The sequence below is a fragment of the Spirosoma sp. 48-14 genome, assembly GCF_001898575.1.
GTDB lineage: Bacteria > Bacteroidota > Bacteroidia > Cytophagales > Spirosomataceae > Spirosoma.
In genome coordinates this window covers 159,342-182,491 of the sequence record NZ_MKUD01000086.1, presented here as the reverse complement: position 1 = coordinate 182,491, position 23,150 = coordinate 159,342, and the positions used below count along the sequence as shown (strand labels likewise).

Annotated in this window: 17 protein-coding genes and 1 riboswitch; of the genes, 7 read left to right on the top strand and 10 right to left on the bottom strand. The window is 48.1% G+C overall.

Going from position 1 to position 23,150, the window contains the following annotated elements; translation table 11 throughout:
* Positions 1-49: 49 nt before the first annotated feature.
* Entirely contained in the window at positions 50-3,709 is a 3,660-nt protein-coding gene (locus tag BGO59_RS34450; RefSeq protein ID WP_293691924.1) for a gliding motility-associated C-terminal domain-containing protein, read from the bottom strand.
* 231 nt (positions 3,710-3,940) lie between these two features.
* Between BGO59_RS34450 and BGO59_RS34445 the strand changes: the two genes are divergently transcribed.
* A complete protein-coding gene (locus tag BGO59_RS34445) occupies positions 3,941-4,972 on the top strand; it encodes a type IX secretion system membrane protein PorP/SprF (RefSeq protein WP_293692204.1) in 1,032 nt (343 codons plus the stop codon).
* A 38-nt stretch (positions 4,973-5,010) separates the two neighbouring features.
* Here BGO59_RS34445 and ettA read toward each other — a convergent pair whose 3' ends face one another.
* Positions 5,011-6,678, bottom strand: a complete 1,668-nt coding sequence (gene ettA, locus BGO59_RS34440; protein WP_293691922.1) for an energy-dependent translational throttle protein EttA — start codon at positions 6,676-6,678, stop codon at positions 5,011-5,013.
* A 74-nt stretch (positions 6,679-6,752) separates the two neighbouring features.
* On the opposite strand from ettA, the gene BGO59_RS34435 reads away from it, so the two are divergent.
* Together BGO59_RS34435 and BGO59_RS34430 are read left to right on the top strand one after the other, a co-directional pair.
* Complete coding sequence (locus BGO59_RS34435) at positions 6,753-8,030, top strand: DUF349 domain-containing protein (protein ID WP_293691920.1); 1,278 nt, start codon at positions 6,753-6,755, stop codon at positions 8,028-8,030.
* Positions 8,031-8,118: 88 nt separating this feature from the next.
* Positions 8,119-8,394 (top strand): hypothetical protein, encoded by a 276-nt coding sequence (locus BGO59_RS34430; RefSeq protein WP_293691919.1) that lies wholly within the window; start codon positions 8,119-8,121, stop codon positions 8,392-8,394.
* A 3-nt stretch (positions 8,395-8,397) separates the two neighbouring features.
* Here the strand turns inward: BGO59_RS34430 and serS are convergent, their stop codons facing one another.
* The 5 genes from serS to BGO59_RS34405 all read right to left on the bottom strand — a co-directional run bounded on the left by serS (position 8,398) and on the right by BGO59_RS34405 (position 12,908).
* On the bottom strand, positions 8,398-9,669 hold the full coding sequence (gene serS, locus BGO59_RS34425) for a serine--tRNA ligase (protein ID WP_293691918.1): 1,272 nt from the start codon (positions 9,667-9,669) through the stop codon (positions 8,398-8,400).
* A gap of 76 nt (positions 9,670-9,745) precedes the next feature.
* The gene (locus tag BGO59_RS34420) at positions 9,746-11,071 is read right to left on the bottom strand and encodes an aspartate kinase (protein ID WP_293691916.1); all 1,326 of its coding nucleotides are present in this window, start codon (positions 11,069-11,071) and stop codon (positions 9,746-9,748) included.
* Positions 11,072-11,158: 87 nt separating this feature from the next.
* Complete coding sequence (gene ribH, locus BGO59_RS34415; RefSeq protein ID WP_293691914.1) at positions 11,159-11,659, bottom strand: 6,7-dimethyl-8-ribityllumazine synthase; 501 nt, start codon at positions 11,657-11,659, stop codon at positions 11,159-11,161.
* A 243-nt stretch (positions 11,660-11,902) separates the two neighbouring features.
* Positions 11,903-12,598: a tetratricopeptide repeat protein gene (locus BGO59_RS34410; protein ID WP_293691912.1), complete on the bottom strand. Its 696-nt coding sequence runs from the start codon at positions 12,596-12,598 to the stop codon at positions 11,903-11,905.
* A 67-nt stretch (positions 12,599-12,665) separates the two neighbouring features.
* Positions 12,666-12,908, bottom strand: coding sequence for a DUF4926 domain-containing protein (locus tag BGO59_RS34405; protein WP_020596309.1), 243 nt, complete (start codon positions 12,906-12,908; stop codon positions 12,666-12,668).
* A gap of 78 nt (positions 12,909-12,986) precedes the next feature.
* Positions 12,987-13,080: riboswitch (TPP riboswitch) on the top strand.
* A gap of 79 nt (positions 13,081-13,159) precedes the next feature.
* Here BGO59_RS34405 and BGO59_RS34400 point away from each other — a divergent pair.
* On the top strand, positions 13,160-15,547 hold the full coding sequence (locus tag BGO59_RS34400; protein WP_293691910.1) for a TonB-dependent receptor: 2,388 nt from the start codon (positions 13,160-13,162) through the stop codon (positions 15,545-15,547).
* Between the two features lie 247 nt (positions 15,548-15,794).
* Here the strand turns inward: BGO59_RS34400 and BGO59_RS34395 are convergent, their stop codons facing one another.
* Both BGO59_RS34395 and BGO59_RS34390 read right to left on the bottom strand, forming a co-directional pair.
* Positions 15,795-18,461: a PQQ-dependent sugar dehydrogenase gene (locus BGO59_RS34395; protein ID WP_293691909.1), complete on the bottom strand. Its 2,667-nt coding sequence runs from the start codon at positions 18,459-18,461 to the stop codon at positions 15,795-15,797.
* Positions 18,462-18,556: 95 nt separating this feature from the next.
* Complete coding sequence (locus tag BGO59_RS34390) at positions 18,557-19,702, bottom strand: cystathionine gamma-synthase (RefSeq protein WP_293691907.1); 1,146 nt, start codon at positions 19,700-19,702, stop codon at positions 18,557-18,559.
* An 86-nt stretch (positions 19,703-19,788) separates the two neighbouring features.
* Here BGO59_RS34390 and BGO59_RS34385 point away from each other — a divergent pair, with 86 nt between their 5' ends.
* Entirely contained in the window at positions 19,789-20,463 is a 675-nt protein-coding gene (locus BGO59_RS34385) for a VTT domain-containing protein (protein WP_293691905.1), read from the top strand.
* 29 nt (positions 20,464-20,492) lie between these two features.
* Here the strand turns inward: BGO59_RS34385 and BGO59_RS34380 are convergent, their stop codons facing one another.
* Entirely contained in the window at positions 20,493-21,296 is an 804-nt protein-coding gene (locus BGO59_RS34380) for an alpha/beta hydrolase (protein WP_293691903.1), read from the bottom strand.
* Between the two features lie 31 nt (positions 21,297-21,327).
* On the opposite strand from BGO59_RS34380, the gene BGO59_RS34375 reads away from it, so the two are divergent.
* Together BGO59_RS34375 and BGO59_RS34370 are read left to right on the top strand one after the other, a co-directional pair.
* The gene (locus BGO59_RS34375; protein ID WP_293692202.1) at positions 21,328-21,783 is read left to right on the top strand and encodes a MaoC family dehydratase; all 456 of its coding nucleotides are present in this window, start codon (positions 21,328-21,330) and stop codon (positions 21,781-21,783) included.
* A gap of 88 nt (positions 21,784-21,871) precedes the next feature.
* The gene (locus BGO59_RS34370; RefSeq protein WP_293691901.1) at positions 21,872-23,041 is read left to right on the top strand and encodes an acyl-CoA dehydrogenase; all 1,170 of its coding nucleotides are present in this window, start codon (positions 21,872-21,874) and stop codon (positions 23,039-23,041) included.
* Positions 23,042-23,150 lie beyond the last annotated feature (109 nt).

The window sequence follows — 23,150 nt, the reverse complement described above, 5'->3', positions numbered from 1 at the left end:
ATGACCGGGTCGTTTATGTCAAATATACGAAAAAAACCGGAGAAAACCGCTACCGAATGAGCAATACCGACCCTCTTTTTGTGACCCGTCCGCGCTCTGGAAATGACTCACTTTTATAGGTCACTACATACGGATAAAGCATGGATGGATAGGTAGAGCCATGGTAAGTTCCATCCCATTTCTGCTCCGGGTTATTGCTGGCAAAAATCACTTCACCCCAGCGATTATAAATTCGGAATTCATAATCGGTAACATATGCTGTGAATATTTGCAGCACATCATTCACCCCATCATTGTTGGGCGTAAAGGCATCTGGAATATTGACCCGAGGCTCGCATAGGTTAAGCACTCGTGTTGAGCCTATTGCCGTACAGCCTAGTGGATCAGTCACTTTGACCTGATAATCACCTGCGCGGTCTACAAGAATAGAGCGGGTCGTATCGTTTCGATTTACCCACAGGAACCTTAATCCTGCAGCTCCACCAGCCGTAAGCGTAGCCCTACCCTGATCACCTTCACAAAGCGAAGCCTGTTGGGTAAGTGAGAAAGGTGGCGGTGGCCGCTCACCGACTCGAATACTACTTCGCCCTACGCAACCCGACTGGGTATTTCGAACGGTTACGCTATACGAACCCGGCTGGGCGACGGTAATGCTTGGGCTAGTTGCTCCGGTACTCCACTGATATACATTTCCGGGAATATCGCCCGATAGTGGAGCCAGAACAACCGTAAGGCCATTACACTTGAGTGTATCAGGGCCTAATCGGGCAAATCCAGTACTATCCAGCCCGACCTTAATGCTATCTTTCAAAGCTTTACAGCCCTTGTCATCTACGATCTGGACCTTGTAAAGTCCAGGCGATACCTGACTCAGCACAGGTGATGTAGCAATGACCGTGTTGTTTGGCCCATACCAACTATAGCTGGCAGCTGTTCCTCCCGTAACCGTTATACTAATGGTTCCACTGTTCGGGATGCTACACAAAGCATCTTTTATCAATGGATTAATAGCGAGTTGATTCTGGGGCGACTTCAATATGAATGAGGTATCGGCTTTGCAGTCGTGCAATGTATCGGATACACTTACGGCATACCCGCCTTCAGTAAGGCTTAGTTGCTGACTACCCACCCCGGTAAGAATACTTCCATCCGCACGGGTCCAGCTATACTCGTACGTACCGGCTGGGTTTGTTGTCACTCGGATGGCTCCATCGGCCGATGTACAGGCAGTGGGGCCAGTCAGGTTAGCGGCCATGCGCAGTTTGGGCAATTCGGCCACGCGAATGGTATCTGAGTTTTCGCAAGTGGTTCCATTTACCGTCGACTGGGCTGTAACCGTATACGTACCTGCTTTTGTTACATTAATTGAGCGGGTCGTTTCTCCATTACTCCATTGAAACTGAGTCCATGTTTGCTGGGGGACTCGTATAGACACGCTGGACCGATAACAGAATACCGTATCGGGCCCTAAATCAAGTGAGGGTGTAGGCTTGATCTGGACCTCAATGGTATCACTTTTAAAACATTCGCCGTTGGCAGCCAGCCCCACTACAATGTAATAACCGGGCCGATCAAGAGTGATGGTCTTTTGCCTGCTCGCAACCGCCCCATTCACTAGCCAGACATACACTTTTGCCTGTACTTTTATATCCAGCGTAATGCCTTTCTTATTACAAATCGCCGTATTGGCACCCAGATTTATGTCGGGTGGTGTTTCTAAAATAGTGAGAGTATCTTTTATAAGGGTGTCTTTACAGATACCACCTGAGCTTGTTCGGGTAATAATCCTAAGCGTTGGATAATAGACCCCTGGTTTCGCGTAGCCATGTGTAACAGGCTGAGCCGAGGTTGTTGAATAAGGACGACTTCCATCGCCAAAATCGAGGGTATAGGCTTCTTTTAGCTTAGGGCAGTTAGGTCCTATGGTAAAAACCGTTGGCGCATTGACACAGGTATCGGCATAGGTAAGCCCCGGCCCACTCGATTGATCATTAAAATTCGCTACCAGGTTTGGCAATCCCAGCTGGCTGGTTTTACCTCCCAACGACTGCCCGTTTGGGTTGAAGATCAGGCTATCGAGCAAACCGCCATTTGGATTCTCGATGGTTGCCAATGAGTTGCTTCCCTTTACAGCCACATAAATTCGTCCGTCGGGCCCAATCTGTATGGACCCGTATTGTCTGGTTGTACTACTATCGACAACCGTTTTCGACTTTGAGACCAGAGAGTCCGCTTGTGTCAGATCATATTTCAGAATATAGGATGCCCCCTTCTGACTCCCATTTGAATTGGTATCGGCCAGCATTGTTACATACAGGCTCTTTCCATCGGGCGAGAACTCAGCCCCGTAGGCTTTCGGTGGCGCAGCACCCAGATCGATCGTTCGTTCGTATTTCAGCACGCCCGTCGAATCGTTGAATGTGTAAATTTCAACAGAGTTTTTGGGAGGTCCCGGAATCACAACTGCCATGGGTCGATTACCTTCATTACCACTGGTTGTATCGGCCGGACCAATTTTAATATACCCTTCGGCATTCGACAAGGAATCCAGTACCTGACCACCCGTGTAGGTTACCGGATCGGCACTTTCGCCACGAGTCAGGTGTCGAACCTCGAATTTGTTGGTTCCATAAATCCGGGTAATTACCCAATAGGTGGAATCTCGCTTGTTCTCAACCGATGCTGCCTGCTCAGTTCCCTGGCCCGAGAGCAGGATATTTTTCTCGACAATTGCCCCTTTACCTCCATTCTGACGCATATCGACCACACTATACGTCAATGTTTTTTTGCCTCGTATCTCGGAAGTGGTGTACACATAGTACAGGTATTCGCAACCCCGGCAGGTTGGCTTGGGAACAATCAGAGCCGATTGAGTTGAGCGAGGACTACCATCTAACGGTATCTGAACCGCATTTGTATCGCCTGGTACAAGCGATTTAAGCGGTTTACCATCTTTCCCATAAATGGTGATGCCATCGGTGTAAAAAAGTAAGACGCCTTTGGTATTAGCAATTGATGATGAGCCCTCTATTGTACTTAAACTACCATCGGTGATCGGTTTTGGCGTTCCTCCCCCGCTAAAGTCCAGCCCTGCATTCTGCCCAAAATACCACTTCACCCCCTGCGATTCTTTCTTTTCACCGCAGACATCGACATTGATACGATTTTGGTACGAACAGCCATTGGGGCTGATTGCCTCTACCGAATAACATCCAGAACTATCAACCTGAATAGACTGGGTCGTATCACCTTTAGGATACCAGATATAGCGGAATCCCGGTTGGGTACTACCTGCATACGGATCAAGTGTAATGACTTCTCCTTTACAGATGGTTGTATCGGTACGCCAGTTTGTAAACGAAGGGGGAGGTGTACTGACGTTGATATTCCGCTCGCTGGTTTGCGTTACCCCATTAATGGTTCGGGTCAAGGTAATTGTGTAGAAACCCGGTCGTGTATACACGTGCTTGGCTACCGAGTCTCGCTGCTTCGTAAGCGTGGTCCCATCGCCAAAACTCCAGACATGGGTAGTCGCTTTAACAGCCGATGTATCTGTAAATGTCAGGGAATCGGTCCCGCACTCCTGGTCGGGAATACAGGCCTTTCCACTAATTTTGAACCCCTGAGCCCAGGACGTAGTCAATCCTGCTACTAGAAATAGTAAGGCCCAGAGTCCGACAACACGAATAGTACTGCTAAAACTTAACATGAACAAACGCTGAATATAGCCGCCTTCCCAATTTCAGTCCCACAACATAACAACAGCGGGGGCATTACGTTAGTATAAACGATAATGATTCTTTAAAATTTTATCGTCTGATTGTCACAACTACCCTTAAAATCCGACTAATTTTATAGGGTGTGCATCATTTAGTACTCCATTTGCGTTCATAACGTTGCAACCAAAAAGTTGGCCCAGTCTTTGCCTGATTCTGCTCATATGATTAAAAAATACATACTGACCATTTTGACACTGGCTCTGAGCCGGGCGGCCTTTGCGCAAGACCCCCAGTTTACCCAGTTTTATGCTGCTCCGCTCTACCTGAATCCAGCCTTTGCGGGTTCAGCACTGGCTCCGCGCATTACCGCCAATTATCGAAATCAATGGCCAGCAATTACAAACTACGTAACAACGATGGTTTCGGTCGACCATTTTTTTGAAAAATACAATAGTGGCGTGGGTCTTTTGATTCAAAATGATAATCAGGGTCAGGGAAGGATTCAATCTACCGATATAGGGTTGCAATATGCATACCAGTTTCAGGTAGGCGAAGCCTCGTTTGTCCGTCTGGGCTTACAAGGCTCGTATGTCAATCGGAGCATCAACTATTTCGGATTAACCACTGGCGACCAATTCACTGACCGTGGATTCATCACAGGCAGTGTTTCCAACGACCCGGCTTTGCAAGGCGGACTTCCAACCCAAAAATACGTGGATTTCTCGACGGGTGGCCTTTTTTATTCCGATTGGTTTTGGGTGGGTTTGTCAGCACACCACATCAATCGGCCCGATCAGGGATTTTTTATTGGAGGTCGTGAGCGGCTGCCCGTTAAAGCTAGTATCCAGGCCGGACTTCGCATCCCGTTGATGGGCTTCACGGGGCTGGCCGACGAAATGGATCGCGAAATCAGTATCTCACCCGTAGTCATGTATAAACACCAGGGCAAATACGACCAGCTGGACCTGGGGGCTTATCTGACTTATTCGCCGTTGACGATCGGGGCTTACTACCGGGGTATTCCCTTCAAAAAATATGATCAGACGCTCAACAATCATGATGCAGTAGCCGCTCTGATTGGCTGGCGCATGGACAAGTTTTCGATTGGCTACAGCTATGACGTAACCATTTCAACACTTGGTAATAGCGGGGGATCACACGAACTATCGATCTCTTATATTTTCGACAAGCCTGAAGGCCGTAGAGCTGGCGTAAAACGGCGCGATAAGAAACTACCTTGTCCGAAGTTTTGATAAAATTAAAAAGGGGCTTTATGTAGCCCCTTTTTAATTTACGCCAGCTTCTTATACTTTATGCGGGTTGGCGTGGCCTCAGTACCCAAACGTTTACGACGGTTTTCTTCATATTCTGAGAAATTACCCTCAAACCAGTACACTTGCGAGTTACCTTCAAAGGCCAGAATATGCGTGGCAATCCGATCCAGGAACCAGCGGTCGTGACTGATCACGACGGCACAACCCGCAAAGTTTTCCAGACCTTCCTCTAACGCCCGTAACGTATTTACATCCAGATCGTTGGTCGGCTCATCCAACAAAAGCAGGTTAGCGCCTTCTTTGAGGGTCACGGCCAGATGTACGCGATTGCGCTCCCCACCCGACAGGGTTCCAAGCTTTTTTTCCTGATCAGATCCACTAAAGTTAAAACGACCTACGTAAGCGCGAGCGTTCGTTTGTTTACCACCCAGCATAATCCATTCGTTCCCACCCGAAATGGTTTCAAAAACCGTTTTATTCGGATCAAGGCCATCGTGTTCCTGATCTACGTAAGCTACTTTTACGGTTTCGCCCACGGCAAAAGTACCCGTATCAGGTTTATCACGCCCGGTAATGAGCTTAAATAGTGTCGTTTTACCGGCACCGTTCGGGCCAATAACACCTACGATTCCCCCTTGTGGTAACTGAAAACCCAGATGTTCGAACAGAAGCCGTTCCCCAAATGCTTTCGAAACATCTTCAGCTTCAATCACTTTAGCACCTAAACGTGGGCCAGCCGGGATGAAAATTTCCAGTTTTTCGTCGCGCTGTTTGGCATCTTCATTCAGCAGCTTTTCGTAGGCCCCTAAACGCGCTTTCGACTTAGCCTGACGGGCTTTAGGGGCCATCCGTACCCACTCCAACTCGCGCTGAAGTGTCTTTTGTCTTTTGGATTCGGTTTTTTCTTCGCGAGCCAGCCGATTTTGTTTCTGTTCCAGCCAGGATGAATAATTGCCTTTCCAGGGAATACCTTCACCCCGGTCGAGTTCGAGAATCCAGCCTGCTACATTGTCCAGAAAATAGCGGTCGTGCGTAACGGCGATCACTGTACCCGCATATTGCCGAAGGTGTTCTTCGAGCCACAGAACCGACTCCGCATCAAGGTGGTTGGTCGGTTCGTCGAGCAGTAACACATCGGGCTGCTGTAATAACAGACGGCACAGTGCAACCCGGCGCTTCTCACCACCCGACAGGTTGTCGATCAGGGCGTCGGCTGGTGGACAACGCAGCGCATCCATAGCCCGTTCGAGTTTCTGGTCCAGCTCCCAGGCGTTGTAATGGTCGAGTTTTTCCTGAACTTCACCCTGTCGCGCAAGCAATTTATCGAAGTCGGCATCAGGATCAGCAAAGGCTTCGTTGATCTCGTCAAATTCTTTCAGGAGATTGACTACTTCCTGTACACCCTCTTCGACTACCTCACGGACAGTTTTCCCCGATTCGAATTTTGGTTCCTGTTCGAGCATTCCCACCGAATAACCTGGCGAGAAAACTACTTCTCCGGTATAATTTTTGTCTATACCTGCAATTATGCGCAACAGGGTCGACTTACCGGAGCCGTTTAAGCCCAAAACACCAATTTTTGCACCGTAAAAAAAGGAAAGGTAAATGTTCTTTAGGATTTGTCGGTTAGGCGGAATATTTTTACTCACGCCAGCCATAGAGAAAATTATGGTTTCCTGACTCATTAATTTCTAATAGATTTGTAGTTGGCTTTAATCCTCAAATTTAACCCACAGCGCAGCCTTAACCAAGCACAGTAATGGAAAACGCTTCACTGGTAGATGAATACGGTTACGTCAAAGACGGAAAGGTATTTTTGAAAGGCTACCTGAATTATGAAGATCGCCAGATTGGCGAAGTAAAACGGACCGAGCAGGAAGCGCTCGATTATTTTAAAAATCGCTTCATCATTGCGGAAAACAAAGTCAGCCAGTTGAAGAGTGATATTGCCGAAGCGCAGAACAAAGGCTCTTATCTGACTAAGCTGGTTCAACTCCGTAAGAAACTCCTCGGGTTTGATGCACTAGGTGACTTCCCGCCCCTCCTTGAGCGGCTGGATGAACAAGAGAAACTGCTGGCCGACCTAATTACGGTCAATCAGCGTAAGAACTACGACATCAAGAAAGCCTTGATCGCCGAAGCAGAAGCTATTGTCGATAGTAACGACTGGCGTCCAACGGCGGATGCTCTTCAGGAAATCAAGACCAAATGGATCAAGACAGGGCCGGTTGATAAGTCAGTTGAGGCTGAGGTTGAAGGTCGTTTCCAGGAGCTATTGGATGGTTTCTTCCAACGTCGACGCGAGTTTTTCAACGAACAGAACAAGGTCATTCAGGAACGTCTGGAAAAATACGACGAACTGATTCGGCTTGCGTTCCGGGCCAATCGCCTGGGCGATCTGGATGCTGCTTTTCAGGAAGTTCGTCGGCTCAACAACGCCTGGAAACAGGTGGGCGAAGTGCCTATCAAGAAAAGTGGCAAACTGTATAAGCAGTTCAAAAAAGCGACGACGATGTTCTATGCGAAGTATAACGACGCGAAGGGCATTGTTATCCAGCCGAAGATCGATCCGCGTATTGAGGCTCAAATGAAAATGGCCGACGAAGCCGAGCGTCTGTCAAAACAGTCGGATATTTTTGCGGCTGCCGACCGGGCTAAAGTCCTGTTGAATAGCTGGAAGGAAATCAAGGTTCCTTTCAAACTTCAGGATAAAGTCCTGAATGAGCGGTTCCGGTCTGCCTGTGACAAGATTTTTGAGCTGAGTTATTTAGGCCGTGTGTTAACCCGAAAATACCCTGCTTTTGAATTAAAAAGTAAGGCGGAGCAGCTTCGGACCAAAATTCGGGAGATGGAGTACCTGATTAAACGGGAGAAAAATGACCTTCAGTTCGCGCTACAGGATGCGGAAGGGCTCGACCCCAACAATGCAGAAGACAAGATGATTCTGAACAAAATCGGTACTCAAAAACGCAAAATTGCCATGAAAGAAACAATTCTGCGCGAATTCCAGAAGCAGTTGGAAAGTGTAGGATACTGATTAACAGGCAGGAGTTTGCTGCTATAATGAACGTGCCACAGCTTCTGAAGCTGTGGCACGTTTCGTTTTACCGAATTGTTATTGAGATATGGAAACAAACCTGAATAACCCCGACTTTTTAACGTCCAACACTGACTTTCGGGCGGCCATTGTCCCCGGCAAATTTGTCCGGCTGGAGTATTTGACCGACTTAAATGAGTTTATCAAAGCCGATGTACTCATCAAACAGCTTTCGTACGAGAATGGCGCTGAATGGCTTGAACTGGCCACTGGCGAAATCATTCCGCTCGACCGCGTTGTGAGCGTTTCGGGCAAATTGTCTCCGCGTTATCCCAGCTATGGTAATTACTCGTGTGATTGTTAACCGTTAGTCAATCATCTCAAACCCGCAGTAGGGTACGAGAACGTTAGGAATCCGAACCCCTTCTGGCGTCTGATTATTTTCCAGAATAGACGCCAGAATACGCGGCAGAGCTAACGCAGAGCCATTGAGCGTATGCATCAGTTGCATCTTACCCTCCAATTTCGAGCGCAGTTTTAGCCGGTTGGCCTGATACGTTTCAAAATTCGACACCGAACTCACTTCGAGCCAGCGCTGCTGGGCTGCCGACCACACTTCCATATCATACGTCAATGCTGATGTGAAGCCCATGTCGCCCCCACAAAGCCGTAAGACTCGATAGGGTAATTCCAGCTTTTGTAGTAGGCCCTGTACATGGAGGCTCATCTCTTCCAGTGCTGCGTAGGATTTCTCTGGCTTTTCAATCCGTACGATTTCTACTTTATCGAACTGATGTAGCCGGTTCAGACCACGTACATGTGCCCCCCACGATCCGGCCTCCCGTCGGAAACAAGGTGTATACCCCACATTTTTAATAGGCAGTTGGCCCTCAGGTAAAATAACATCACGGTAAAGATTCGTAATGGGGACTTCAGCTGTCGGGATGAGATAGAGTTTGTCTTCCGTTACGTAATACATCTGACCTTCTTTATCGGGCAACTGTCCCGTTCCAAAGCCTGAATCTTCATTGACAACAATAGGCGGTTGCACTTCCAGATAGCCGGCTTTCAACGCTTCGTCGAGGAAGAAGTTGATCAATGCCCGCTGAATACGCGCGCCCTTGCCTTTATAAACCGGAAAACCAGCGCCCGAAATTTTAACCCCCAGCTCGAAGTCGATGATGTCGTACTTTTTAATCAGCTCCCAGTGCGGTTGCGCTCCTTCATAAAGCGACGGTTTCTCGCCATTTTCCAGTACAACTTCGTTATCATCGGCCGAGCGGCCTTCAGGAACGCTGCTATGTGGAATATTTGGGATCGTTACCAGAACAGCCTGCAAATCGATTTCGATCTGACGCAGCGTTTCCCCCAAGTCTTTCGAACGGACTTTCAATTCGGCGGTTTCCGCTTTAGCGGCATCAGCAGCGGCTTTGTCGCCCGCCTTCATCAAGGCGCCAATCTGACCAGCTTTGGCGTTTGACTGCGCCAGGGTGTCATCAAGTTCACGTTGTGTATCCCGCCGTTGCTGATCAAGGGTTAATACCTGATCAATTGTGGCTTCGGCATTCGCGAAATGCCGTTTATGAAGACCTGTTAGTACAGCTTCCTTATTCTCACGGATAAAGGGTAATTGAAGCATTAGCTTTTGCGATAATACGTTTAATTACGGCTATGAAATTCACATTAGAGAGACCTATCAGGTTTTTCGGCAACCCTTATGCCGAAAACAAGCCGTCGTTTAGTGCATTCAGTGCATCGGCTTTGTATTTGCCATGAACTAGTAGCGATAGATTACTTTCCGTACCGCCATACGAAATCATCCGAATCGGGATGTTTTTCATGGCGTTAAATACCCGGACAGCTACTCCTTCATTATCAGCACTGAAGTTCCCTACAATACAGATAATCGTCTGATCGTAATCGGGCTCTTCTAAGGTACAGAATGCACTGAGTTCAGCTTTGATATCTTCGATTCGCTCGGTGTTGTCGATTGTAACGGACACCGAAACTTCGGAGGTCGTAATCATATCAACCGGCGTTTTATACTTCTCGAAGATCTCAAAAATCCGGCGCAGAAAACCATAGGCGTTCAGCATACGGGTCGAGTGGATGTACAATGCCGTAATACCGTCTTTAGCAGCAATTGCTTTAAACACCTGATCGCTGGTGCGGTCGGCAATGAGAGTACCGGGCGCACTGGGATCCATGGTATTTTTCAACCGCACGGGTACGCCAAACATACGGGCGGGCGTAATGGTTGACGGATGCAGAATTTTAGCACCGAAATACGCCAGCTCAGCCGCTTCGTCGAACGTCAGTTCCCGAACGGGGAACGTGTTTTTAACAATGCGCGGATCGTTGTTGTGCATCCCGTCGATGTCGGTCCAGATCTGGATTTCTTCGGCCCGGATAGCACCACCGATCAGCGAAGCCGTGTAATCCGAACCTCCACGCTTGAGGTTATCGACTTCACCCCTTGGGTTTCGACAGATAAAGCCCTGCGTAACAATGATGTGCTTATCGGTATGCTGTGGCAGCATCTCGGCCAATGTCTGCTCTGTGAACGCAATCTCAGGCTCATTATCCGCATCGATCCGCATAAACTCCAGTGCAGGCAGTAGCGTGGAAGCTACGTTTTCTTCGTCCAGATAGGCCTGGAACATTTGGGTACTCAGCAGTTCACCTTCAGCTACAAGTTCTTTTTCCTGTTTGAGCGTAAACGGTTTGATTCGGGTCAGCGACCGGATAAAGGCAAATTCGTTATCAATAATTTTCTGTCCGGCTGCTTTGCCCTGCTCGGTCTTATACAGTTCGGCAATAAAACCGTCGTAGTGCGCCTTGAGCGTATCGATTTTGGCGTTTGCATCGGCGTCGTTGTTTACTTTCAACGATTCTCCAATAGCTAACAGGGCATTCGTTGTGCCCGACAAAGCCGATAGCACGACAATTTTTCGGGTGCTATCTTCAGTAACCAGTTGGCGGATAGACTGCATACGTTCCGGTTTCCCAACCGACGTGCCGCCAAATTTCCAGACGTGCATTTTTAATTAGTGAAAGAGTGAATGAGTGAAAGAGCGAACAAGTTGAGAGCATAAAATCGCTCTTTCACTCATTCACTCTTTCACTCTTTAAAACTTGCTATAAACCTGTTCTTGTAATCCGATCATTTTGATGGCGGTGATAGCGGCTTCGTCGCCTTTGTTGCCGTGTTTACCACCTGCCCGGTCAAGCGCCTGCTGTTGATCATTGGGGGTCAGAACACCGAAAATAACAGGCTTTCCAGTTTTCAGACCAACGTTAGTTAACCCCTGGGCTACAGCGTGGTTGATGTAATCGTTATGCTTGGTTTCTCCCTGAATCACGCAGCCAAGAGCAATAACGGCGTCAATATCGTCGCGCTGGGCAAACCATTGCGCTCCCAGCGTTAGCTCATAACTGCCGGGTACATTCCCTCGAATAACGTTCTCGGCTTTAGCTCCGTATTGCAACAACGTTTGATGAGCCCCTTCAAACAAAGCTTCGGTCACTTCACTGTTCCATTCGGAAACCAGTATCGCAAACCGGCGTTCACTAACATCGGGTAGGTCGTTGGTCGAAAATACACTAAGACTTTTTGCAGCAGTGGCCATTCTGAATTGCACCGGCAACCCGGCGGGATTTAACTGATTAATGGATTTTCTGAATATTGTTTGAATCGGATTTTTATCGGTCAAAAAGATATACTAACCTGCCTCTAAAACCAACTAGAAACAAAATCGTGTACATCCTTGATCTACGTAATCCCGCCGGGCCGCCGGAGCGGTTCGGACAATAAAAAAGGACAAAACCGGCTTCGGCTTTGTCCTTTGCTGTATTGATTGGATCAAGTACGCTTACGACTCACCGACGGTAGCTTCCAGTACGGATTTGTACTTTTTAGCACTACCTGCTTCGGCGGACTGAGCATACTTCTCAATAATTTCGTTGTACGTGTCAATGGCCTTATCGTTCTGTTTAGCCTGTTCGTAAGCAACAGCTAATTTCATCAGGTAACCAGGCGTAAAGTATTTATTCGACTTGTAATCAGCGGCTTTCCGGTAGTAGTCAGCGGCCTCGTCGAAACTTTTCTTTTCCATATAAGCGTCACCAGTCAGTGCATAGGCCCGCGCCTGAACTAACAGATCAGATGAGCTGAATGCTTTCAGATGTTCGATGGCATCATCATACTTACCCTGTTTCAACAAGGCAATACCCGAATAAAACTCGGCCAGATTGCCAGCTGATGTAGAGCCGTAATTGCTTGCCACAGCCAACAGGCCAGGGCTTTTACCATCGCCATTCAGTGCTTTCTTGGTCGAATCAGCTTCGAGTTGATAAACCGATGGGAACATTTCGACCTGGGCTGTATCATCCTGCTCGCTGATATAGTAGCGATAACCGAAGTAACCAACCACCAGCAACAAAATACCGCCCAGTACCCCAAACACGATGTTCCGGTTCTGTTCAAAAAAGTCTTCGGCCCGTTCTAACTGACCAGCTAGTGCGTCTGGATCTTCCAAAAACTCCAGTCCGCTATTCTTTTTGCTCATGCTTTTGCAATTTGGACTGCAAAATTAGGAATATTTACCATTATGAAAAAGGGTAACTATCAAAACTTTACGAATCCAGTCCGTTTTGTAACTCAATATCACGTACAGACATAACCTCCGACGAACGCACTTCCCGAATTTGATGCGGTAATAGGGTCTCTACTGCCACAGATTCACCCGTAAGTGTCACAAATTCAACTTCGTAGGCTTTACCGCCATTATAAACGGTTAAAATAGTTCCGACATCTCCGGCCTTCAGGCGTCCCTCTGCAATCTCTTCCTGAAGTACGACCAAATCATACTCACTCATAGACTCATATACTGGTTCAGAAAAAGAAACGCTCGACATTGCATCTTGTTTTGTTCACAATTAAATAACTTTGCCGTGCTAATCTTCTAGGGGTGCCCTAACGAACGGGCTGAGATTATACCCATTGAACCTGCGCAGGTAATGCTGTGAAGGGAAATGTACTCATAGGCTACGTCTGTGAGTGTTTTTACAAATATCATACCAATAACAAGGTAGGTTTGGCCCCTTGCCTATCGTAACCATTTTCAGTCATGAAAAAAGGTACGACCTATCTTACCAATTCTGTTGTCTTAGTAGCCTTGCTGCTACTCAATCTGCCCGCCTGGGCGCAATTTTCCATTTCGGGTAAAGTGGCTGATGCCGAAGGCGGTACACTGCCAGGTGCAGCCGTTATTCTGGAAGGAACCTACAAAGGCACCTACACCGACGCAGCCGGAAATTTTCAACTGGTCAATTTGAAACCGGGATCTGTATCCGTGAAAGTTTCACTGCTGGGCTACGAATCCCAAACGCAAACTGTAACGCTAAGCCAGAATACGACTATCGACATTAAACTGGCCAAAACGGCAGTGGCTGTCGATGAAGTTGTGGTCAGTGCGACGCGGGCGAATCAGAAATCGGCCATTGCCTATAGCGACGTAACCCGTCGGGATCTGGACAAACTGAATCTGGGTCAGGATATTCCACAATTGCTCAACTTTACCCCTTCTATCGTGACCACCTCCGATGCCGGAACGGGCGTTGGTTACACAGGCATTCGCATACGAGGCTCCGACGCGACGCGGGTTAATGTGACCTTGAATGGTATACCCTATAACGATGCCGAATCGCAGGGAACGTTTTTTGTCGATATGCCCGACTTTGCTTCTTCAGTCAGCAGTATCCAGATTCAGCGGGGCGTCGGCACATCGACCAATGGGGCCGGAGCATTTGGGGCATCGGTGAATATTCAGACGAATAAACTGGAAGCGAATCCATACGCCGAAACCAATGCATCGGTAGGTTCATTTGGTACTCGTAAACTGAACGTTCTGGCTGGAACGGGGCTGCTCAACGGTCATTTTGCCGTGGATGCCCGTTTATCAACCATTCACTCCGATGGCTTCATTGACCGGGCTTTTTCAAACCTCAAATCCTTCTATCTGTCGGGTGGGTATTATGGCAAAAAGGGATTTATCCGGCTCAATGCCTTTTCGGGTCAGGAGCAGACCTATCAGGCCTGGAATGGTATACCGGAGGACATTCTGAAAACGAATCGGACTTATAACGCCTTTACGTACGATAACCAGACCGACAATTATCAACAGGATAATTACCAGCTTATTAGTTCCTATGAACTTAGCAAAAACTGGCGGGCTAACCTTTCCTTTTTCTACACGAAGGGTAAAGGGTATTATGAAGAGTTCAAACCCAATGACAGCTTCAGCAAGTATGGTCTGCCGAACGTAACCATTGGCGATTCGACCATCACCAAGACCGATATTATCCGCCGGAAATGGCTCGACAATGATTTTTATGGTACGGTGTTCTCGTTCGATTACAATAGTTATGGTAAACTGACGGCAAACATCGGTGGGGGTTGGAACCAGTATCAAGGCGGTCATTACGGCGAAATTATCTGGGCTCGGGTGGCGGGTAATACGAACATACGGGAGCGGTATTACAATGACGATGCTACCAAAACCGACTTCAACGTGTATGCGAAAGCCTTTTACCAATTCAGCAATCGACTCAATGGCTTCCTGGATTTGCAGGTCCGAACGGTTGGCTATTCGTTCTTAGGGTTCAACAGTCAGTTGCAGAATGTCCAGCAGAACGCCAATCTGACTTTTTTCAATCCTAAAGCGGGCCTGACTTATTCCCTTGACGACCAGAGTACGCTATATGCATCGGTTGGCGTTGGGCACCGCGAACCCAATCGCGACGACTATACGCAATCGACCCCCGCGAGCCGCCCCAAACCCGAGCAACTCATCGACTACGAAGCCGGTTACAAACTCCAGACTGAACAGCTAGCCTTCACCGCCAATCTATATTACATGGATTACAAAAACCAGCTGGTCTTATCGGGTCAGTTGAACGATGTGGGTGCCTATAACCGGGTTAATATCCCCAACAGTTACCGCGCTGGCCTGGAATTGGAAGCAGGTGCCCGACTGGCTAAGCAGCTTCGCTGGAACGTGAACGCAACCTTTAGCCAGAATAAGGTCAAAAATTTTACCGAATACCTCGATAACTACGACAACGGCCTTCAGGAGGCCCGTCAATACAGCCGAACCGACATTTCGTTTTCGCCCAATGTGATCGCTGGCTCACAACTCTTATTCACTCCCGCCAAAGGACTGGAATTAGGGCTTTTATCAAAGTATGTCGGAAAGCAATACCTGGACAATACCTCGAATGAAAACCGGAAATTGAATCCCTACTTCACCAACGATATCCGGTTGATTTATACCCTAAAGCCGAAGTTTGCCAAGGAACTGGCGTTCACGCTACTTTTCAACAACGTTCTGAATGAACTGTACGAATCGAACGGATACACCTATGCCTACATCTCGGAAGGGAAGGTTTATGCCGATAACGCCTATTATCCACAGGCCGGGCGAAACTTTCTGGCTGGTATCCGGCTACGGTTTTAGAAAAGTTATTGGGTTGCCATTGGCTGTGGGCGTGATGTCGGTTTTTGGCGTGATGTCGGTTTCTTAAAACCTATTGAAAAAGTTAGAATAGGTTTTGAGAAACCTAACCTGTCAGATGTGAGCATCTGACACCACAACAAGAAGCCTTTAGTACTATGCAATGAATAACGGCCTTGATGTCGATTTTTAAGAAACCGACATCAAGGCCGTTATCTATGACAATTAATGACCAAAAATGACCCTAAGATTAGCGTACCAATAAACGCTGGTGCACGGCTGGCTGGTCAGTTGGGTGCAATGTAATCAGATACAATCCGGCTGGCCAGTCCGCTACTGAAACACCATATTCATTTGTACCGGCTGTACATCGAACAGAGCGATTGTAGGTCATTCGACCCAGCAGGTCCGTCGCATACAATTGAGCAATACCCGGCATCTGGGCATTATACCGAACAGTGATCTGTTCGCGCGCTGGCGAAGGGAATACCGTTAATCCGGTCTCGACTTCAGGAGTTGTACCCGTTACTACCTTACCGCTAAACAGATACGGTTTGCTAACGATCGATTTCTCAAATTGGGGCGAACTCCAGAATAGTTTTGACGTAGCGTAACCCTGGCTTTCAAGAAAATCCATCTGGATCGTGTATGATTGTCCAGCCACCAAATCAAGCTTTCCTAACCATTCGATCGACGGCTGAGCTTCCCATTTATCAATTAACTGTTTGTTATTCACCCAAAGCCGAACGCCATCATCGGTTTGGGTATAAAATGTGTAGGTATCGTTGAAGGGCACCTGGATTTTACCTGTCCAGCGCACCACAAAATGATCGGCACCTACATTGGGCGCGGGTTCGCCTTCGCCCCAGTCAAAATTTATCGTCTCATCCGTTCGGGTAAAGGTTGGTGTACCTGCAATCTGGTCGGTATTACTGTAGTATTCGCCCAATAAGCCATTTCCCGACGAAGCCGGTAAGGCCTGATACTGCATCGTCAGCATCGGATTACCCGGTTGTACTTCGTAGGTAACTAACGGCGCATTCTGGCCATTACCCCAGCCTATGAATTTGTAAAACCCCTCCGACGCAGCAGCATACGGCTTTGTTTCCAGGCTACGCAACATACCCACTACCGATTGAAACGATAAATCTGGTTGACGGGGCTCTCCATCCAGATACACGCGTACTCCAGTAACACTACTGGCAATGGTAACCGTAGCGATTTCGGGTTTCACATCCACAAAAGATTCGTTCGTCAAACCCGACACATCAGTTGCCAACAGATGGATTCGATACCAGACTTCAGTAGACGTCTCGCCCACGCGGGGAATTTTGAACGTACCTGTCGTAATGCCCGAAACGGGGTCAAGCGCCGGATGAACGTGATCGTCATGATGAAAATCGATCCACCAGGTTAGCTTGGCATTAGACAGAGGTTGTTGACTTGAACTAACCGCATCACCAGCGAAGGTGATCACATCACCTGCCCGGTATGTTTTGTTGGTTATGGGTTGCTGAATGCGTACTACGGGTCGCTGCGCCTGCACAACGCGTAGCGACATCACATCCGAACTGTCGGCTCCAAGTGTATTAGAAACGATACAGTAGAATGTAGCTCCATTATTGGCGAGCGTAGGACTACTGATGGTGTATTGACTCTGATCGGCTCCGGCTATCAGTTTGCCATTCTGATACCATTTGTATGTCAGTGGTTTCTGACCGACGGCATTGACGCTGAACGTAATGGATTCGCCAACGGGCACAAACGCATTGGGCGACTGGCTGCTGATATACGGCAAACCCGAATCGAAGAACGACACTTTATGTAGGGACCCATTCCAGGTTGAGGTATTGTCCTGCTGCGTACCCCCACCAAGCCCAGACCGGGCCAGATAATACAAGTATCCGTCAGGGCTGGTGGCTATCCCTACAGGTCGATCAACATTTGTCACAAACGAACCATTGACCTGACCATTTGCCGGATCGAGCGTGTAGATGGTACCATTGCAGTAATCTGCAAAAAATGCTTTGCCTTTATAATCGGTCGGGAAGCGAAGCGTAGGCGGGTTATAAATGGCCATACCGGTTATGGCACAGCCGGTATCATGGTCATATACCTGAAGCGGATCGGCATAATTTTCAGGAGCATCCTGATTTGTACGACGACCTTCAATAAGCGGCCAACCGTAGTTTTTCCCGGCACGAATCTCATTGATTTCTTCAAAACTGGCATCGCCAACATCGCCAACCAGAATCCGCCCGGATACCGGGTCGATGTCCATACTGAATGGGTTCCGTAAACCCAGCGCATAAATAGCCTGGTATTTACCTTGCAGCTGACCAACAAACGGGTTATCGGTTGGAATACTGCCATCATCATTCAAACGCAACACCTTACCAAGCAAACTGTTAAGACTCTGGGCGGCCGAGGCATTGGTACCCTCACCAACAGCGATATACAGCTTTCGGTCGGGTCCAAATCGCATAGCCCCGGCATTATGGAGCGTCGCCAGTAAGGGGTCAAAATCGATTAATACGGTTTCGCTGGCCGGATCTGCAACTCCATTAGGTGCCCGAAAACGACTTAGCCGATTATGATTCTGGCCGTTTACGGTATAGTAGACATAGAAATAAGGGGTTCGCGGAAAATCAGGATGAAAGCAAATCCCCGACAGGCCCCGCTCATTGGTTACGTCAATATTAGTAACCGTCATAAACGGGTCGGGCGAGAGTACATCTTTTACTACTTCCCGAATTTTTCCGTCTTTTTCTATCACAAAAAGACGTCCATCGGGCGAAAAAGCAAGACCTGTCGGGTTCAGATTACGGGCAACCTGTTTCTCCACAAACCCACTCGGCAGTTGGGCAAACGCCGATTTCAGCAAACCAATCAGTAAGACCGTACAAATGAAGCGCATTAGACGAATACAGCTAGCTAGTTAAGTTAATGCTTTCTCATATTTCGTTCATGAGACTACATTAATATGACTAACATCCGATTTTACGGTCACATCTATAATCTACCAATGGCCTGTTCCAGATCCTGAATCAGATCATCTACATCCTCAATTCCGACACTGAGCCGAATAAGGGTGTCTTTCAGGCCGTTTCGCTCACGTTCTTCTTTCGGTATACTGGCGTGTGTCATACTGGCTGGATGCGTGCAAAGTGACTCTACTCCGCCCAGCGATTCGCCCAATGAGAATACTTCGAAACTTTCCATGACCCGCACGGCTTCGGGCATCGAGTCGCCTTTGAGTTCAAAGGATAACATGCCACCAAAATCGCGCATCTGCGTTTTAGCCAGTTCATTCCCAACGTGCGACTCCAGGCCAGGATAATGCACCTGACTCACTTTCGGGTGCTGTTGCAGATAACGGGCTACTTTCATGGCATTTTCGCAGTGTCGTTGCATTCGAACATGCAGCGTCTTGATGCCTCGTAATACCAGAAAGCAATCCTGCGGCCCTGGCACTGCTCCACAGGCATTTTGAATAAAAGCCAGCCGCTGCGCCGTTTCGTCATCATTCAGGATGATAGCCCCCATTACTGTATCAGAATGTCCACCGAGATATTTGGTCACGGAGTGCATCACAATATCGGCTCCCAGATCGAGCGGATTTTGCAGATAGGGCGATGCAAATGTATTATCCACAACCAGTTGGATCGTATGCCGTTTGGTGATGGCCGAAATAGCAGCAATATCGACCAAACGAAGCAACGGATTGGTCGGGGTTTCGATCCAGACCATTTTAGTAGCCGGTGTAATGGCCGCTTCCAGATTGGCCGGATCATCGAGCCCCACGAATTTGAATGTCAGGCCAAATTCCTGAAATACGCGAACCATAATACGGTAGGTACCACCATACAGATCATTGCTGGCAATAATTTCGTCGCCAGGTTTGAAGAGTTTCAGAATCGCATCGGTTGCTCCTAACCCCGACGAATAACAAATGCCATGTTTGCCGTTTTCAAGCGCGGCCAGGTTATTTTGCAGCACCGTTCGGGTCGGATTCTGCGTGCGGGCGTATTCATACCCTTTGTGCTTCCCCGGCGATTCCTGCACATAGGTCGAGGTCTGATAAATGGGTGTCATGATAGCACCCGTCGTTGGGTCCGGCTCAATACCGGCATGGATGGCTTTGGTTCCGAATTTCATACTCAAAAGTAACGAAGTTTGTAACGCAAATGGATAACCACAACGGTTACCAAAACCCCAGCACCCGTCTTGCAGTTTACTACTAAGTGAAAACCACTATTCCTAAAAACATAACTGGCCCAGCCATTGCCGGACTCATACTCTCGGCAACCCCAATTGTCTTTACCTCTGTACTGACCTATTACGCTATTGTCTATGAACCAGTAATCGCTGGCTTCTCAACCTGGCAATGGATCGGCATCACCCTAACCTGCGCTGTAACCTCGGCAGGCCTAACTCCCCCAACGATGCTGGCGCTGATTTTCGGTTACTTTCTGGGCTGGAATGCCCTTCTACCGATGTTTGTCATCAACTTTGGTGGTATTTTGCTCATCAATCTAATTGTTCGATGGCTCGATCACGACCGGGTACTGGCCTTCATCCGACGCAATCCGAAAGCACAATCGGTACTGGATCGTATCCTGAACAATGAGCTGGAGGTAATCTTTTTCGCCAAACTCTCTCCTATTCTTCCGTTTGGCCTGACCAACCTGCTTTTTGCTTTATCGGGAGCCCGATTAAAAAATATTTTGTTGGGTGGGTTTCTGGGTATGACGCCCCGGACCATTCTGGCCGTGTGGTCAGGCCACGAAGCCCATGCGATAAAAACCCTGCTCGACAACCCGAATCAGGGTTCCTGGACGCAAATCGTTGTCGTCGCCTTGGTTATTGTTTCCATTGCCGGACTCTGGCGTACGATTCAGAAATCATTGAAACAGTAGCATAACCCTTCTGCTGGAGGAGGCTCCTTTTACTGCCTCAGCTGCTCAGCCGTTAATTCAACCAGCCGATTGTGGCCGGTCCGTAAAACGGTTAGGTCATAATGTCGGAGCTGTTTGGAAAGTGGAAGGATATATGAACCGGGCACAATCCGGTCAAAAGCACCTGTAAAAAAACGCACCCTAACCGCGTGATTATTCAGCAATGCGGCAATATGAGCCAGATCGGGCGAAATCAGTCGAAACTGTGTCCAGCTTTGGTAAACCCGCTCCCGCTGTTCGGGCGTACCAAGCGACAGTTCAGCAAAGCGCATAGCCGTCCGGTTGAGCAGGCTTAATCGAGTCAGCAGATGGCCCAATCGGTTCAAAGCGGTCAGATGTTGCAAAAAATACCGAAATAGCCATCGTCCTGGCTTTGAGGCCGTTGCCAGTTGATACCACGCACTGCGGGTAATACCATCGGGGGCAATTAAGACTAACTGATCAAGCCTATCAGCAAAGGCTTCGACGGTCGCCAGTGCAAAACGGCCACCTAAGCTAAAACCCATCAACGCGAACCGATCAATATTTTTTTCCTGTAAAAAAGCGCCAATAAGCTGTTGCCAGGCAGTTTTGGTTAAAAGCTCCCTCTTCCGATAGCAGCTTTCGCCATGAAAAAATAAATCCAGCGCGAAAATGGTATATTGATTTCCTAGTGTAACTTCCAGCCCCTTGAAAACATGGCTATTCTGCCCAAAACCATGAAACGCCAGCAAAACTACCGGGCCATTCCCGATTGTTTGGTAGGCAAGCAGATTACCTGCCACCTCAATTTTTTGGACCCTGGCTTTGCTCATACCAACAAAGTTGCAAAAAACCCAAATGCGTATGTTAACCGTCAGAAACCTTACTGAGCTAGCGGCTCTCGCTGGTCAATCGCTGGGCAGCACCGACTACCTATCAATCACCCAGCAAATGGTCGACCGATTTGCGGAAGCCACTGGCGACTATCAATGGATACATACCGACCCCGAACGGGCTGCTACTGAGTCACCTTATAAGACAACGATTGCCCATGGTTTTCTTACCCTCTCGCTGGCACCGCAGCTTATGGCCCAGATTTACCGGGTCGAATCGGTCAGGATGGGCATTAATTACGGAGCCAATAAAATTCGATTTACCAATGCTGTACCCGTTGGCAGTCGTTTACGATTAAACGCCCGATTGTTGAGTGTCGAACCGCAGGCTACCGGAAGTCGAGTAATAACCGAATGTATTTTCGAGATCGAGAATCGGCCCAAACCCGCCTGTGTTGCCGAATTAATCACGTTACTGTTCGAATAAGTAGTATGCTTGCATACTACTTTAGTAGCCAATTACGTATCTTTACTCCTTCTCATTACACAGTCACAAACAAAACCACGCAATTCAGATGGCAACAGAATCGCTGGAATTACAGGGATTAAATTTTAATTTATCGGAAGAGCACATGGCCGTAAAGGAAGCCGCCCGCGATTTCGCTCAGAATGAACTGCTTCCCGGCATCGTTGAACGCGATAACGAAGCCCGTTTCCCGGCTGAGCAGGTCAAACGCATGGGCGAGCTGGGCTTCCTGGGCATGATGGTGCCGCCTGAGTATGGCGGAGGAGGTATGGATACGGTTTCGTACGTACTGGCCATGGAAGAGCTTTCCAAAGTCGATGCGTCGGCTTCGGTAATTATGTCGGTCAACAACTCACTCGTTTGTTATGGACTGGAATCTTTCGGCACTGAAGAGCAGAAGCAGAAATACCTTACCCGACTCGCAACCGGCGAAATAATTGGTGCATTCTGCCTGTCGGAGCCTGAAGCGGGTTCGGATGCCACCTCGCAGAGCACCACAGCCGAAGACAAAGGTGATTATTATGTAGTGAACGGGACTAAAAACTGGATTACCAATGGCAACTCGTCGAGCGTTTGTCTGGTCATTGCCCAAACCGATCGGGAGAAGAAACACAGAGGCATCAATTGTCTGATTATTGAGAAAGGAACGCCCGGCTTTGTGGTTGGTAAAAAGGAAGATAAAATGGGTATCCGGGCCTCAGATACGCATTCCCTGCTGTTCACCGACGTAAAAGTTCCTAAAGAAAATCGTATCGGGGAAGATGGTTTCGGGTTTAAATTTGCCATGTCGACTTTAAATGGTGGCCGTATCGGCATTGCAGCTCAGGCGCTGGGTATTGCAGCCGGAGCCTATGAACTAGCCTTGAAATATAGCCAGGAACGCCGGTCGTTTGGAAAGCAAATCTTTGACCATCAGGCTATTCAGTTTAAACTGGCCGAAATGGCCACAAAAATCGAAGCAGCCCGATTACTGGTTTATAAAGCAGCCCGGCTGAAAGATGAGCATAAAGACTATGTACAGGCCGCTGCCATGGCTAAATTATTTGCTTCTGAAGTAGCTATGTGGGCAACTACCGAAGCCGTTCAGATCCATGGCGGATACGGTTATGTGAAAGAATTTCACGTGGAGCGTCTTATGCGGGACGCTAAAATTACTCAGATATATGAAGGTACGTCCGAAATACAAAAATTAGTGATAGCCAGAGAGCTAATTCGATGATGTAATTACATATAAAATTGAATTTTTATCATTCGATAATGCGTGTTCGGCCTGAATACGCATTATTTTTTTTATTTTTTGGAAACTTTTATACTTGTATTAGTTTTGT